Origin of the sequence: Halospeciosus flavus, assembly GCF_029814175.1 — an archaeon.
Taxonomy (GTDB): domain Archaea; phylum Halobacteriota; class Halobacteria; order Halobacteriales; family Halobacteriaceae; genus Halospeciosus; species Halospeciosus flavus.
The window spans coordinates 402961-417516 of sequence record NZ_CP122312.1; the positions used below are offsets into that span (position 1 = coordinate 402961).

Annotated in this window: 11 protein-coding genes; 6 read left to right on the forward strand and 5 right to left on the reverse strand. The window is 60.9% G+C overall.

Going from position 1 to position 14556, the window contains the following annotated elements:
• Positions 1-149 precede the first annotated feature (149 nt).
• Entirely contained in the window at positions 150-959 is an 810-nt protein-coding gene (locus P0Y33_RS01895; protein ID WP_279528883.1) for an HNH endonuclease, read from the forward strand.
• A gap of 75 nt (positions 960-1034) precedes the next feature.
• On the opposite strand, the gene P0Y33_RS01900 is transcribed toward P0Y33_RS01895, so the two are convergent.
• Both P0Y33_RS01900 and P0Y33_RS01905 read right to left on the reverse strand, forming a co-directional pair.
• On the reverse strand, positions 1035-3881 hold the full coding sequence (locus P0Y33_RS01900) for a UvrD-helicase domain-containing protein (protein ID WP_279528884.1): 2847 nt from the start codon (positions 3879-3881) through the stop codon (positions 1035-1037).
• Complete coding sequence (locus P0Y33_RS01905; protein WP_279528885.1) at positions 3878-6463, reverse strand: PD-(D/E)XK nuclease family protein; 2586 nt, start codon at positions 6461-6463, stop codon at positions 3878-3880. Before P0Y33_RS01905 ends, P0Y33_RS01900 begins: the two co-directional genes overlap by 4 nt.
• 202 nt (positions 6464-6665) lie before the next feature.
• Here P0Y33_RS01905 and P0Y33_RS01910 point away from each other — a divergent pair, with 202 nt between their 5' ends.
• From P0Y33_RS01910 to P0Y33_RS01920, 3 genes are all read left to right on the forward strand, one after another.
• Positions 6666-6878, forward strand: coding sequence for a hypothetical protein (locus P0Y33_RS01910; RefSeq protein ID WP_279528886.1), 213 nt, complete (start codon positions 6666-6668; stop codon positions 6876-6878).
• Complete coding sequence (locus P0Y33_RS01915; protein WP_279528887.1) at positions 6875-7234, forward strand: hypothetical protein; 360 nt, start codon at positions 6875-6877, stop codon at positions 7232-7234. The genes P0Y33_RS01910 and P0Y33_RS01915 overlap by 4 nt, the downstream gene beginning before the upstream one ends.
• Positions 7235-7338: 104 nt before the next feature.
• Positions 7339-9156 (forward strand): SWIM zinc finger family protein, encoded by a 1818-nt coding sequence (locus P0Y33_RS01920; RefSeq protein WP_279528888.1) that lies wholly within the window; start codon positions 7339-7341, stop codon positions 9154-9156.
• Between the two features lie 134 nt (positions 9157-9290).
• On the opposite strand, the gene tnpA is transcribed toward P0Y33_RS01920, so the two are convergent.
• Positions 9291-9689, reverse strand: a complete 399-nt coding sequence (gene tnpA, locus P0Y33_RS01925) for an IS200/IS605 family transposase (RefSeq protein ID WP_279528889.1) — start codon at positions 9687-9689, stop codon at positions 9291-9293.
• 44 nt (positions 9690-9733) lie between these two features.
• On the opposite strand from tnpA, the gene P0Y33_RS01930 reads away from it, so the two are divergent.
• A complete protein-coding gene (locus tag P0Y33_RS01930; protein WP_279528890.1) occupies positions 9734-11038 on the forward strand; it encodes a transposase in 1305 nt (434 codons plus the stop codon).
• A 242-nt stretch (positions 11039-11280) separates the two neighbouring features.
• Positions 11281-12498, forward strand: a complete 1218-nt coding sequence (locus P0Y33_RS01935; RefSeq protein WP_279528891.1) for an RNA-guided endonuclease InsQ/TnpB family protein — start codon at positions 11281-11283, stop codon at positions 12496-12498.
• A 95-nt stretch (positions 12499-12593) separates the two neighbouring features.
• On the opposite strand, the gene P0Y33_RS01940 is transcribed toward P0Y33_RS01935, so the two are convergent.
• Both P0Y33_RS01940 and P0Y33_RS01945 read right to left on the reverse strand, forming a co-directional pair.
• Positions 12594-13472, reverse strand: coding sequence for an IS1096 element passenger TnpR family protein (locus P0Y33_RS01940; protein WP_279528892.1), 879 nt, complete (start codon positions 13470-13472; stop codon positions 12594-12596).
• Positions 13469-14440 (reverse strand): hypothetical protein, encoded by a 972-nt coding sequence (locus P0Y33_RS01945; protein WP_279530069.1) that lies wholly within the window; start codon positions 14438-14440, stop codon positions 13469-13471. The genes P0Y33_RS01940 and P0Y33_RS01945 overlap by 4 nt, the downstream gene beginning before the upstream one ends.
• Between the last annotated feature and the right edge of the window lie 116 nt (positions 14441-14556).

A 14556-nucleotide genomic window follows, 5' to 3' on the forward strand; every position in this document is an offset into this window, starting at 1 on the left:
GCTAGGTCTATCTCGCCGCCGCGAGCCAGGGTGGTAGTGCCCGCGGCTATCGCCATCTCCAGAAGACCGTCCAGAGCGCGGTCACCCTTCCGGACTTCGACCAACCCGTCGCCGTCTGGGGCGCACGCCAACCGGGTGCGTGGTCACAGATGGAGGCCGGCGACATCCTCCTCTTTTACACGGGCAATCACCGCTACACCCACGCGGCCACCGTCGTCGATATCGAACAGAATCGCGAACGTGCTCGCGACCTCTGGTCGGCCGACGGATCTCCAGGTACCGACGACGGCACAGGCGAGTGGGAGTATCTCGTCTACCTGCGCGATGTCCGTGAGGTCGACATCAACAGTACGGAACTCCACGACTGGGCAGGCTACGGAATGGACCACCTCGTCCGCTTTCAGTCACTCAACGACCAGGGCCACCACGAGATTCGCGAACGCTACGGCGACGTCGAGACCTACATCGACGCGAAGACGACCAGTGATGGTCCAATCGCCGCCGCGTGGCAGGACTCGATCTTCGACGACATCACGGTCGACGCTGCCGAGTCCGTCCGCGACGTCCACCAGCCACCACGTACCGAACATCGGGTCTCACGGATCATCCGGAATTCCGAGCTCGTCGACCAACTCAAGGCACAGTACGACTACCGCTGTCAGGTATGCGACGAGCAACGGCGCCGCGGCGTCGACGTCTACTACGCCGAGGGCCACCACCTCTACCCACTCGGAGAGGGTGGCCCAGACGAACTCGAGAATCTGCTCGTACTGTGTCCGAATCACCACGCCGACTTCGACTACGGGACGATCGCTGTCGACCCACAATCCTACGAGTTACGGCACTTGTACGAAGACGCCATCGACAATCGGGTACTAACTGTTCGCGGCGACCACGAGGTCGAGCGAGAATTCCTCCAGTATCACGACGAGGAAATCGTCGTGCCGAAGCTGCGGTGATCACTAACTCCGGTGTGGACCGATAGAGATCACCACCGACTGAAGACCAAGCGCTCGAAGGCCCCTACCACCTGATCAAGCACTCGCTTCTGCAACGAGTGTCCGTATCTCTTCCAGTGAGAGCGGCTCTATCTCACGCCGCGTCCCGGTCTCGGTGTACAGTATATTGGCAGTGAGCTCCCGCTCCGGATAGACCTCGCTGGCGACGTGGTAGTAGACGCTCAACTGCTTGCGGTACTCGCCCTCACCATGCCGACCACGGTCCGTCTTGTAGTCGACAATCTCGACGCGATCCGGCGTCACGTGGACGAGGTCGACGACGCCCGAGATGGTCACACGCTCGCCATCGACCGTGAGCGGGAGGTACGCATCCTCCTCGACCACCACCTCGCCATCGAGCCCATCGAGAAACTGCGCGACGTTCTCTTCGTCCCGATTCGACGGGGAGACATCCTCCCCGAGTGCGTACGCCTCGGCGAAGTCGTGGACCTGCGTGCCGAACGCAACCCCACGACCACCCTCCACATCTTCGAAGACGTCGTCGCGCATGAGCGTGTGTGGGGTGTGGCCCGTCGGCCCCTCCGGGACCGGCATCTCGACCTGCAGTGTTGTCTGTGCTGTCGTGTCCTGCGTACGCTCTGTAACCGCTGGCGTAACCGATTCGACGTCGACAGGGAGTTCCTCGATGAAGGTGTTCGGATCCTCGCCCGCCGTGAAGACGACGTGGCTCTCGGCGCGCGTAATCGCGACGTAGAGGAGGCGCCGCTCCTCGTCGTAGTTCCGAGGGACACACTTCCCGAGCACGTCCGCCCGCCAGTTGTCGTAGACGTGGGGCATGCCGTGGGCCTCCTCCGAGTACACCTTCCGCTGACGAAGGCCGACGGGGTCGTCGTAGGTAATCACGCCACTACTACCGCCACCGGGTGGGAAGCTCCCACTGTTCATGTTCGCGAGGATGACGATCGGGTACTCGAGACCCTTCGTCGCGTGAATCGTTTGGACCGTCACCGAGTTCGTCCCCACACCAGCATGCACCTCGTGGGTACTCCCAGCCTCGATGCCGCGTTCGATAAACCGAATTAGGTCGCCTCGCGTCTGTGTCGTAGCGTTATGCACTGACTGGATCGTGTGGAGGACGACGTCCGCAGTCGGCCCGTCGTAGCCGTAGCGAGCGAACACGCGCCGCGCCACGCCGCCGAGCGTCTCCATCTCCTCCAGTTCCGCACGGAACGCGACCATATCCTCGGGGTACGCCTCACTGTCGAAAATCGCGTCAATCTCGTCGAGGGTATAGCCCGCTCGCTCGAGGACGACCGCCCAGCCGCGCTCGGCGTCGGCTTCGAGGATTCGCAGCCAGGCGAGCAGAAGTTTCGCCTGATCCGTCCGGAAGAGTTCGATGCCGCCCTCGTAGGCCATCGGGAGGCCGTACTCCTCGGCGGTCCCGAGCAACTCGCGACCGAAGTCACGAGTGCGCGTCATCACGGCGATGTCGCCGTACTCGGGCAGCCGTAACTCACCGTCTTCGTCCTCGACGCGATACCCCTCGTTCCCGACGATCTCCTGGACCTTCGCGAGCACTGCCTCCTGCTCGTCGTCGCTCTGGATGGCCTCGATGGTGGTATTCTCGTGGTCGGCGTTCGACTCGAGTGAGACAATGCGGTCGTCGATCGCCTCAACATCGACGTCGTCGCGCTTCGCCGCGGGGACGCGCAGGCCGTGTTCGGAGAAATCAAGAATCTCCTGGGTGGAGCGGTAGTTCTCGACGAGTTCGATGGTGGTCACGTCGTTCGTCGGGAACGAGATGCGTTCGTGGTCGCGGTTGAGCTGGTCGACGAACCGATCGAGTCGGTCCTCAAACTCGACGATGTTGTCGACATCGGCGTACTGGAAGCTGTAGATACTCTGCTTCCAGTCCCCAACGACGCAGATGTTGTTCGTGCCCGCGAGCAGGAGTGCGAGTTTGAACTGGATCTCGCTCGAGTCCTGGAACTCGTCAATCATCACGTACTCGAAGGCAACCTCCTCACGCAGGGAGTGGTTCTCACAGAGCAGGACGTACGCGAACAACTGGAGCATCCCGAAGTTCAGGTAGTTGCGCCGCAGCGCAAACTGGAGATACTCGTGATAGACGTCGTGGACGAACTGCTTCAGTTCGCCTCTCTCTTCGTCGAACACCCGCTGGGCAAGTTCGTCCGGGACCTGTTTGCCGCTGCCGCGGATCGCCGACTTCTCGGGTGCCTCCGGCAGGTAGCATTTGTCCTTCCCGTAGCGACCGAGCTTCGAACGAAGCACTGACTGCTTGCTCCCGCCGTTTCGCGGCTCGTTCAGCTCGTCGAACTGCTGTTTGAACACCGCGAAGTCACCATCGAGGTGGCGTTCGCCGTCCCGGTACCACCCCTCGGCGTCGGGGAAGACACCCTTCGCGGCCAGTTGGTTGAGCACATCGAGGAGCTCACCCGGCTCGCCGAGTGCGCGAAAGACGTCGTCGTACTCGGGGTGGTCGTCACTGAAGCGATCGATGAACGCCCCGAACAGCGCCTCCTCGACGAGTTCGTCTTCGACGATGCGGGTCGAGCCCGTGATGCGGTCGTCGATGCCGAGATACGTCGGGGCCGTATGCCCGTGCTCTTCGAGGATGTCGTGACAGAGCGAGTGGAACGTCTTGATCGGCGCGTCAGCGAGTTCGCGCATCCCATACGGGGAGTGCCCGATGATGCGCTCTTTCATCTCGGCCGCCGCGTTATTGGTGAACGTCACCAACAAGACGTCATCCGGAGCAACGTCATCTTGCGAGACGATATTCGCATAGCGACGCGTGACGGTGAACGTCTTGCCCGTTCCGGCGCCAGCGTCGACGAGATAGAGGCCGTCCGTACTGTCGATGAGTTTCTGTTGTTGCTCGTTCGGCTCGAGATCCGTCATCGCTCTCCCTCCAAGAGCAGGTCGCGATTATCCACGTAGCGATAGTTCGGTTCGCCGCCGAGTCCCTCGACGGGGAAGCGTTCCTCACCAGCGCGCCGACGATTCAACTCCGTCAGCCGTTCGTCGATGAACTCCTCGAAGGCATCAAGGTCGTCCTCGAAGAACGTCCGCCCGCGAACGCGTGTCAGCTGGCGCATCGCCTGCTTGCAGCCCTTCTCGACGTACTTGTAATCGCCCACATGCGCTTTCATCTGTGAAGTCAGTGTCTGGCCGAACGTCGAGTCGATGAGTTCGTCGCTGTCGGTCGTGTCCGGAGGGGCTGTCTCGTCGAATACTGCGGCGTAGTCCTCGTAGTCAACCTTCGAGAGCGTCTTCTGGCAGTTGTTCGCACCGTCCTCGACGAGCTCGTCGAAAAACGCCTTCGAGCGTGCGTACTCCTCGAACTGCATCGGGTAGTACGAGACTGTCGTCAGCGTCTCGTCTAGATTGACCTCGCCGGCGACGACGTCGTCGAGTGTCTCCAAGAAGTGGAAGAACGTGAATTCCAACTCCTGATTGGGGACCTGTGAGCGCCAGTGGGTGAGGTAGAGTAGCGCTTGGAAATTCGGCGAGTCACTGGGTGGGTCGAGTGCCGAGTGCTTCACGACTTGGGAGGCACTTTTGCGATGCCCACTTTTGTGGTCGATCAACCGCGACGGCGAGTGCACCAGGTCGATCTTCCCTTTCAGTCCCAGTTCGTCGTTCTCGAACCAGCGTTCGGTAGTCGGTGAATCGACCGGTCTGTCGAAGTGTTCGGCGAAGACGTTCTCCCCCCAATCGCTTGTCGTGGTCAGGAACTCACCGTCGACTGGCGTATTCTCCTCGAAGAATGCGACGATGGTCTCCAGCCCAGCACGATACTTCGTGCGCCGCGTCGCCTCATCGACTGACCGGACGAATGGCCGCGTCTCGTCGAGAATATATTCGACGACCTCCTCGAGAATACCCTCATCAACGAAGCCGGGATGGTTGACGTAGAACTCCGCGAAGTCGTGGAAGAGATTCCCTTCCCTGAAGTAGTCCTTGTCCGGGCTATCGACGAGTCTCCCGAAGAAGTAATCGCGGGGTGAGTTGACGTAGCTTCCGAGACTCGACTGACTGATAGTCGATACCTCGGTCGTGGTAGCGTCGACTGATTCCTTCGTGAACCTGTGGCTCTCACGGCCGAACTGCCGAGTATGTGTCTGCGACTCCAAGTCACTGAAGCGCTCGAACTCCACATCAAGCAGTTCCTCGAAGTAGAAGCATGGCGTCACTGGTGACCCACCCTTCGCGTCCTGTACGAGGTAGTATTGCTTTGCCCCACTCTGGAGGAGGAGCTGAAACTGCTGGATATTGCGCGTATACTGGGCGTCCTGGTCGACCCAGGGCCGTCGCGGCGCCGAGTGTGTCCAGTCTTCATCGAGCCCGAGGAAGAAGACGACCGGGCGGTCGACGTACGCGGCCGACTTTGCGTCGGCAAGCAATACCCCCTCGTTCTCGCGGTCGACGGGCACCTCGTAGCTCTGGAGGTAGAAGACGAGTTGGTCGACGGCGCGCTCGCTCGCGAAGGTGTCGTCGATCCCGAGTGTAGCCAGTTCGTCGCGGAACGTGTTCAGCTGGCAGCCTGCCCGTTCTTCGAACGCAGAGAGTGCGTCGGCGAAGGTTTGGCTCTCGATGCACTCACAGAAATCGACGATCCAGTCGAGTGCGTCGTTCTCGAGTTCGGACAGCCGCTTCTCGTCGTGTTCGACGTCGAGCGAGATGTCGAGACGCGCCAAGAGCGGCCGTATCTCGGCGACGCGCGTGTCGGTCCCGCCATGCGCCATCCTGAGGAGCTGGACAAACGTGCGGTGGTCGGGGTCATCGATGAATCCCGGCCCGCCGTAGAACGGGATCTCTTCGACTTCGAGGGCCGACTCGATGAGTGCAGAGAACTCACTCCCCCGGTCAAGCACGACCGCGACGTCGTCGGCATTTTCTTCGGTGACGGCGTCGACGACAGTGTCGACGATGGCCGTCGACGAGCCGAAGATGTGGAACGGCGGATAGTCGAACTCCTGCCCGCTGAACGTGTCGTAGGTATCGTAGTCCTCGGGGAGGATCGATCGTTCCAGACGAGTTAGTTGGTCGTCGCCGACGACTGCAACATCCTGATCGTCGTCGATACGGAACTCGGTCAGCCGCTGGGACGTCGTATCGAGGTCGGCAATGTACTCGACGGCCTGGCGCGTGGCGTCGTCGACGTAGGCATCGTAGTCGAGGATTGCCCCGAGACGCCCCTGGTGTTCCCAGCACTGCAGGATGTTCCCGATAGCGTAGGCACCACGTTTCCAGTCGAAGTCGGTCTGGTCGACGAGTTCGAGGAAGGCAAGCCGGTCCTCGGACTCCTCTCGGCGACCCGCAGCGAGACGACGTGGAGTGATGGCAAATGGGCCGAGATGTGGCCGATCAATGCGACGGTTCAACGCGCTTGCCAGTGGCGCGTCTGGGACCACAACGAGGTCGTACCCGGCGACTTCCTCATAGAGGTCATCAATCGTCTTAGCCCGGGGAAATGTCACGATGGTAAGAATCGGCTGGCGACTAATAAAGGTTCACAGAGTAATCGTTCGTTACTCAGGAGGGTTGAGGCTGATCTACAGGTGAACAAGACGAGTGTCTTGGGGACTTGTCCCCGAGGTGCTTCACCTGAACCAACCCGCACCACTCCTCGGCGTCCTCCGGGACGAAAGCTTTGTTCGACCGCTTAGCGAACACCCACCAATGACCGACGAGAGCGACGACGAACCGACGGTCCCGATTCACTGCGAAGCGTGTGAGACGACCAGCCGCGTTCCTCTCTCAACCGTCGCCGATACGATCGAGAGCCACAACGAGCGTCTTCACGACGGCGAGGAACGGGCCCAAGTCGACCCCGACGTCGCGGACCAACTGGCCGACCTCATTGCGAAAGACATCGGACTCCTCGACGAATGACGCAAACATACGCCCTCACTGTCGGTCTCGAAGCCCACGAGTACAACGGCGAGTTCTATCTCGTCGGGGAAGGCTACGATACACCGGCCGACGTCCTCGAACACGTCGCCGCAGAGCACCTCTTAGGCATCGCGAGCGCCAGGACCATCGAAGACTACCTCCTGGACGTCCTGAAGCGAGGCGAGAACACGGGCGAAGACGAGTACACCGCCACTGACGTCGACGTCGAGTGCTGGATACACGTCAACGTCCCCTACCAGCGGTTCGCGTTCGGGGTTAGTGACCACGTCTACGAATTCGACGGCGAACCGACCGAGAGCAAAATCGAGTCGATGGTTTCGACGCTCCGCTTGTGAAGTACCTCGGGGACAAGCCCCGAGGCACTTGCCTCGCCCGTAGACGGCCCAGCGACGTACGACCAACCTTTTCTCATCGCGTATCTTCGATCCCAGTACGAGGAATGGGACGAGACGCACCACTCACCGAGACAACGGTGCGACGGCTCGCGCGGTCACAGTCGTACGACCGCGGTGAGAACTACTACGAGCAGGGCGCAGTGTTGGACATCGAGAAGCGAGGTGAGACCCTGCGTGCCGAGGTCGAAGGCAGCCAGTACGAGCCCTACCAGGTGACGGTCGAACTCGGGGACTCCGGAATCGTCGACTCCGAGTGCTCGTGCCCGTACGATCACGGCGGTATCTGCAAACACCGCGTCGCCGTGTTGCTCACCTCTCTTCGCGACCCCGACGCAGTCACCACACACCCGCCCGTCTCCGAACTTCTGGCCGATTGCGACCGGGAGACACTGTACACGGTGCTCGTCGACCTGCTTGACGACCGGCCCGAGCTCGTTGACGACGTCGAGCAACGACTCGCCGAGCAGGGCGTGACCGCGGCCGCGGAGGGCGAGACGGAACCACCAGTGAGCCAAGCGTCGCTGAATCCCGAGCAGGTACGACGCCGCGTCCGTGACCTCCTGGATTTCTCACAGAGCGGTGTGGTGTCCGATCCCCGCGCAGACATGGAACAGCGAGTCGACGACCTCTCCGATCTCGTCGACGACGCGTGGACGCTCGTCGAAGCCGGTGACGGCGACGCCGCGCTCGACGTCCTCAAAGCGATCGCCGAAGAGTTACTAGGCGAGGAGTGGCTTCGTCTCTCGGACGACGACTCGGGCGCGGTGTTCGAGTGTCTCGACGAGTTGGGAGCGGCGTGTAGCGAAGCGGTACTCACGGCCGACCTCGCCGACGACGAACGCGAGGCGTGGGCAGCGCAACTCGATACGTGGGCTGACGAACTCGCGAGCTACACCCGCGAACCGCCGTTTCGTGCCGCGGCGGCCGCGGCCGACCGCGGATGGGACGACGACCGGCTTCAGCGTGTTCTCGACGATACAGAAGACACATCACGTCTGTGGGAGGACGAGAACGGGCGACCGTGGTACGCCGACGACGTCGCGGTCGCGTACCTCGACGTCCTCGAACGAAACGGCCGTACGGACGAATACTTGCGGCTGTCGAAGGCAACCGACCAAACCGAGCAGCACACGACGAAGCTAATCGAGGTCGGACGCGTCGACGACGCCGTCGAATACGCGGTCGAGAATCTCTCGACACCGGATGTGGCGGTCGCCGTGGCCCAAACGCTCGGAGAATGCGACCGGCCGGCCGATGCGATCCGGGTCGCCCGAGAGGGGCTCTCGGACGACGGTCCGAAGAAAGCGGAACTGGCCGCGTGGCTCCGGGAGTTCGCTGCGAACCACGGCGACAACGAGAGTGCAGTCCAGGCGGCGATCACCGCGTTCGACGCCGACCCCTCGTTGACGGCGTATCAGGCCGCCGAAGATGTGGCCGGTGACAGCTGGCCAGCGACTCGCGAGGAACTGCTCGCGTCGCTCGAACAACGACGTCCGGAGCGACCCTCGACCGCACGCGATCACGTCGAAGTGTTCCTCTACGAGAACCGCCTCGACGAGGCCATCAGTATCGCGAACCGATTCGAGCACCACTCGGTCGTCGAGCCAGTGGTCGACGCAGCCATCAAGGACCGACCGCAGTGGGCGATCGACGCCTGCAAAGCGCAGGCGGAACCGATCATCGAAGCGGGGAAATCGGACCAGTACCGCCACGCCGTTCGCTGGCTCGAAAAAGCAGGCAAAGCGGCCCGAGAAGCGGGGACACTCGACGACTGGCACGAGTACGTCGAAACGCTTCGGGAGCGGCACAGTCGCAAGTATAAGCTCGCACCGATGCTGGACGACCTGCTTGCCGACTTCTAATCGGGGACGTACTCACAGCGTTGACTGCTCCCATGACTAGAGTGGTCTGCGTAAGTTCTGGATTCGGTTCTAAACAACCTGCGAGGGCGAGTTCCCCGACCCACCGGGGTCGGGGGTGAAGCCCGACACTCAACTCAGTGTTCTGTCTCCTCGATATACCGTTCAATCACTTTCTCCGACACCGCTCCCGTCGTTCCCACGTAGTACCCAACCTTCCAGAATCCACCGCCCCAGAAATACGACTCCCGAATCTCGGGATACCGTTCCAGTAGGTGTTTTCCTGAGTACGACTTGAACTGCCGAGCAATATCCGCTGGACTGTGTTTCGAATCTGTTTGCACGAACAGGTGTATGTGGTCGTCCGCAATCTCCAACGCCAGAATTTCGTGCTCGAAGTGGTCGGCAGTCTCTGCAAACAACTCTCGCACATCGACCTCCACTACATCGAGAACCGGGTGGCGGTACTTGGGAGACCAGACGAAGTGATACTTGCAGGAACTGACCGAATGTGCGTGACTGCGGTACTCCTCCATCCCTCTTCCCTATATTTATGATAGTCTGGAACGATCGTCAACGTATGGGTGAAGAAGCCACGAAAACGATTCAGACGCGCCTTCACATAGCGTCTGGTGAACGGTCGTGGCTTCACGACGCCCGCCTTGCCTCACGCGAAATTTTCAACGAGACTATCCACCTCAAACAACAGGGGTACAATCGCACCGAGATACAGAAGGAGGTTGACCGCGACGACTTCTTGCGGAACAACAAGTGCGCGGTCGTCGGCAAAGCCCTTCAGACGTGGGACTCCTACCAGTCACTCAAAGAGTGGTGGGAGAATCAAGACGACCCTGATGGCGGCAAGCCGACGCCGCCGAGTACGGACAAATCTGGTGCGTACCCGCTCGTGATGGCGCATACGGAAGGCTATCGCCTCACCGTTGACGACGACACGAACCGCGTCCAGTTTCGCATCAGCCCGAAACCCTACAAGAAGGTGAGAGGCCACCTTCGGGGTGAACCGGACGCGATGGACGAACTTCGAGACGCTCTCGCGTCGGACGAGGTGGATGTGGGGCAGGCCGAACTCCTGTACCGCGATGGCGTGTACTACCTACACGTCACGGTCACACGCGAGTTCGACGTGCCCGAACCCGACACCAGCGACACGCTTGTCGGTGTGGACATCAACGAGCGCAACATCGCTCTCACCGCCCTCGACCGCGAGACGATGCGGACGAAGGGCACGCTCGTCCTCGACTACGGACGAGTCAAGCAGGAACGCCAACGCTACCACACGATCACTACTCGCTGTCAGGAACACGGCAAGACGAGCATCCACCGGAAACTCGGTGACAAGGAAGAACGATTCACCGAGTGGGTGTTGCATCGGCTCTCCCGTGCTGTCGTAGAGTTCGCAGAGCAGTTCTCGAACCCGGTTATCGTGTTCGAGGATATGAGCGGTATCCGCGAGGAAATGCAGTACGGGACGTATATGAACCGCCGGTTGCACAAACTGCCGTTCCACAAGTTCGAGAAGTTCGTCTCGTACAAGGCGACGTGGCGAGAGATTCCGACGGATACAGTGGATGCGTACTATAACTCGAAGACGTGTTCGTGCTGTGGTGAGCGTGGGGATCGGCAGGGAGGTCGGTTCCGCTGTACGAACGACGAGTGTGACGTGGCGCAAGACCACGCTGACCGAAATGCGTCAGTGAACATTGCGTGGCGTGAGAAGGCGAAACTCGACGGTAACACGACGAATTACCGGACTCACAAAACCCAGCCGCAGGTCAGGTTGGTGCGTCTGTCCGGGTCGGGGCGTGTAAGCCACCCAACCTCATCCCGCTCGCTCGCCGAGCAGGGAGTGCTAGCGCACGGCTGAGGGAACCAACAAAAGCCTCGGGCCACCGCGCCCGAGGCTGTTTACCGATGCTGTGAGCCTAGATCATCTCCCTGCAGTCTGTTGATTTCTCGAAATGTAGCGGTGTTCACAGGCGGTACGAGGCGGATGCCCCGACCCTTGAGGTCGGGGAGGAAGCCGACAACCGATGACACAAACCACGCTACGATGGCAGGCCGACTCCTAAACGTATAAGTAACACCGCCCATATATGTGAAAACACAGTGGAATACCGTCGTACCGCCGTCATCAAACTCGACACTCCCGAAGGAGCTGACGCCCCCCTTCGAGAGACGGTCGAGCAGTTCAAACACTGCGCCAACACCGCGAGCGAATGGTGCTGGCACGGCGACGACGGCTACCACGTCACCTCAAAAGCCAAAGCCGAACGCGCCCTCTACGACCAACTCCGCGACGAAACCAACCTCACCGCGAATCTTGTCCAGAAAGGAATTCGCAGGGCGGTTGAGGCCGTCAAAAGTGGAGTCTCGCGTCTCGAACGTGGCGAGAACACGTCACAACCGCACTTTTCTGCCGATAGCGCGGTCTACGACAAGCGGAGCGCGACGTTCCACCGCGACCACGTTTCCCTTTCGACCGTAGAAGGGCGCGTCGAGTGCGATTACGTCCTCCCCGACGACTCGGAGACACCGCCGACGAAGTACGTCTCCGACGAGGACTTCGAGTTTCGGATGGCACACTTACAATATCGAGACGGTGACTGGTATCTCCACGCCTCAATGCGGAAAGTCGAAGCCGACGAGGGAACGTCTGAATCTGAGTCCAAGCACAGAACAGTCCTTGGTGTGGATTTGGGCGTGAACAACCTCGCCGTTGCTTCGACGGGGCGATTCTGGTCGGCAGACGAGTTCAACCACTGGCGTCGAGAGTACGAAAAGCGTCGTGGGTCGCTTCAACAGTGTGGTTCTCGCTACGCCCACGAAAACATCGAGTCAGTCGGACAGAAAGAGTACGGGCGGTTCGAGATACACCTGCACACGGTGGCGAACGAACTTATCGAGGAGGCCGTCGAGAACGACTGTTCGCACATCGTGTTCGAGGAGTTGACCTACATTCGGGAGAACATCCCCGAGGCGACGTGGCAACACATTTGGGCGTTTCGACGCCTCTACGAGTACGTCGACTACAAAGCCAAAGAACACGGCGTCGAAGCCGTGCAGGTTGACCCGCGCAACACGTCGAAGCGGTGTTCGACGTGTGGGTTTACCCACGACGATAACCGGAACGGGGAGTCGTTCGAGTGTCAGCAGTGCGGGTATGAGAACCACGCCGACTACAACGCTTCCAAGAACATCGGTTTGCAGTATCTCCGTCGTCGGCAAAACGCAGACGATGGAGGCGCACCCGTAGATGTGCGCTTGAATCGCGGGACGTTGAACGTGAGCGGGGAGTACGCACCCCCTGCCTCTACCGAGGCATAGAACGGGAGTCCACGCGAAAGCCTCGGGGCTTGACCCCGAGGCGATTTACCAGAGAGCCCAACAGTTTCGCTGATCACTCAAGTCGTGAGAGAAGGTCAAAGGTGGCCGTATCCCTTCCGCTCGAGTTCCTGGTTCAACTCGATGTTCATCGCCTCGACCGTCTCGTCGTCGAAGACCTGCCCGGACGCAGCCGACGCTATCTCGGCGATCTCGGCGTGCCACTCCCGCGCCGCACTCGCAAGGGCCGACAGGAGTTCTTCTTCGGTCTTGTCCTCACCGTCGACTTCCTCGATGATCTCCCAGCCCTGTGGCGAGTTCTCCAAGAGGTAGCCGACGTCGTCGAACTGGATCATGAATCGCTCGGAGACCGCCCCGAAGCCGGTCTCGATACTCAGGAGCACGATGACGTGTGCGACGTCGTCGCGCTCTTCGAGCGCACGGAGGTCGGCGGTCGGAATCGCGGTCTCAGGAAGATCGAGTTTCCGGAGCCGCTCTGGGAGGAGCGGTCCCTCCTTGCCCATGGGCGCGTATTGGTCGACCTGCTCGCCTTTCTCTTCGACCACTTCGGGTGCTCGGTCGTCGGGGTCGTCGTCGATGATTTCCTTGAGAATCGCGTAGAAGCGCCACTCGTCACCGTAGTCGAAGAGGTAGCAAATGCGGTCGTACTGGTCGAGGCCTAGCTGGGCCACCATCTCGCCTACCGTGGTCGTGCCCGCAGTGTACGTCTCCTCGCCGAACCGCATGGGCTGGCCGCTCGGGAGGTCCTCGTACTCTTCCGGGCGCTGGTACTTCACGTCGCTGTCCCAGTAGTCCTCGTCGATACCGAAGAACCAGAGGTGGTCCTGATCAAGGCCCATCGCGGCGTTGATCGTCGCCTGAAACTCGTCGAGCGTGCGGTCGGCACCGACAACGATATCGCGCCACAGCGAGGTCGGGTCGGAGTCGAACTTGACGCGGAACCGGTAGGCCGTCATCCCTGCATCTCCCTCCCCGTGCGGAAGCTCGTGAGTTCGTCGATTCGGTCTTCCAGGTCCTCAATTTCCTGTCTGAGCTCGTCGGTTTGAGCTTCGCTGCTCGCCGCGAGGCGGTCTTTGAGCCCTTGGAGTCGCGACGCTTTTACCTCCTCGTCGACGTCGGCCTTGCGCACGTACTCACTCTCATCGACGTCGTAGACGGCCGACTCGGACAGCCCCGTAACGTCGAGGGCCTCGTCGACCTTCTCGCGGTCGACACTCATGACATGCTCGGGATCGACACCGGCATCTTCCAACACCGCGATGACTTCCTCGTCGTCTTTGAGCGAGCGATTGCGACGGGCGGTGCGCTGGACTGACCCGTACTGTCCGTGGACGGGCTGGTCGTGGTGGAGTCGGTCCAGCAGGACGTCGGCGACGTCCTGCCGGAAGTCATTCGCATCCCGCTGAACATCGGAGAGGAGCGTATAGAGGTTCACCAGTTCGGGGGTGTCCACCTGGCCGAGGTCGGTGACGTCGTGACGTTCGAGCGCGTCGACAAGCAGAAGTGCGTCCGAGTAGACGTCGATCCCGTCGGGCTCTGTTCGGTCGGCCGTCTCGGTAGCTGGTTCGCCGCCGACAAGTTGCGTCCCCGTTGCCTCGTCCATTTCGGTTATCACGCCAGCATCGTCGTCGATCTCGAACCGCGGGTGCAGGCTCAGTACTGCCGGATGCGGATCGGCGTCGGAGGGCAGTCGACTCAGGTCGAACCCGCCCGAAGTATCCTGGATTCGTTGATACAGCGTCTCGAACTGGTCGCGCTGGAGTGGTCGCGTCTCCCCGGAGTCGCTGAACTCGACGACGACGCGGTACTCCTGCACATCGGTAATGCGGAATCGATCGTGAGACAGCGGCGCGATGAGTTCAGCCCCCTCCCCAACTCTGTCGAGCTTATCAAGAAGCGTGTGCCACGTGGCGTTGAAGGGCATACCGACGGTTACGCGTTCTACGGCTAAAACGTCCCGGACACCCGAGCTTGAGGTCGCTCTTCCAATCCGGTGCGCGCTACTGAGACGACGCCAACGCGCATCGAGGAGTTCGAGAT

What these genes read in the sequence shown, in the direction of transcription:
- P0Y33_RS01895 (WP_279528883.1), top strand. Translation starts at nt 150, where the DNA reads ATGGAGGCCGGCGACATCCTCCTCTTTTACACGGGCAATCACCGCTAC.
- P0Y33_RS01900 (WP_279528884.1), bottom strand. Translation starts at nt 3,881, where the DNA reads ATGACGGATCTCGAGCCGAACGAGCAACAACAGAAACTCATCGACAGT.
- P0Y33_RS01910 (WP_279528886.1), top strand. Translation starts at nt 6,666, where the DNA reads ATGACCGACGAGAGCGACGACGAACCGACGGTCCCGATTCACTGCGAA.
- P0Y33_RS01915 (WP_279528887.1), top strand. Translation starts at nt 6,875, where the DNA reads ATGACGCAAACATACGCCCTCACTGTCGGTCTCGAAGCCCACGAGTAC.
- P0Y33_RS01920 (WP_279528888.1), top strand. Translation starts at nt 7,339, where the DNA reads ATGGGACGAGACGCACCACTCACCGAGACAACGGTGCGACGGCTCGCG.
- tnpA (WP_279528889.1), bottom strand. Translation starts at nt 9,689, where the DNA reads ATGGAGGAGTACCGCAGTCACGCACATTCGGTCAGTTCCTGCAAGTAT.
- P0Y33_RS01930 (WP_279528890.1), top strand. Translation starts at nt 9,734, where the DNA reads ATGGGTGAAGAAGCCACGAAAACGATTCAGACGCGCCTTCACATAGCG.
- P0Y33_RS01940 (WP_279528892.1), bottom strand. Translation starts at nt 13,472, where the DNA reads ATGACGGCCTACCGGTTCCGCGTCAAGTTCGACTCCGACCCGACCTCG.
- P0Y33_RS01945 (WP_279530069.1), bottom strand. Translation starts at nt 14,440, where the DNA reads ATGCCCTTCAACGCCACGTGGCACACGCTTCTTGATAAGCTCGACAGA.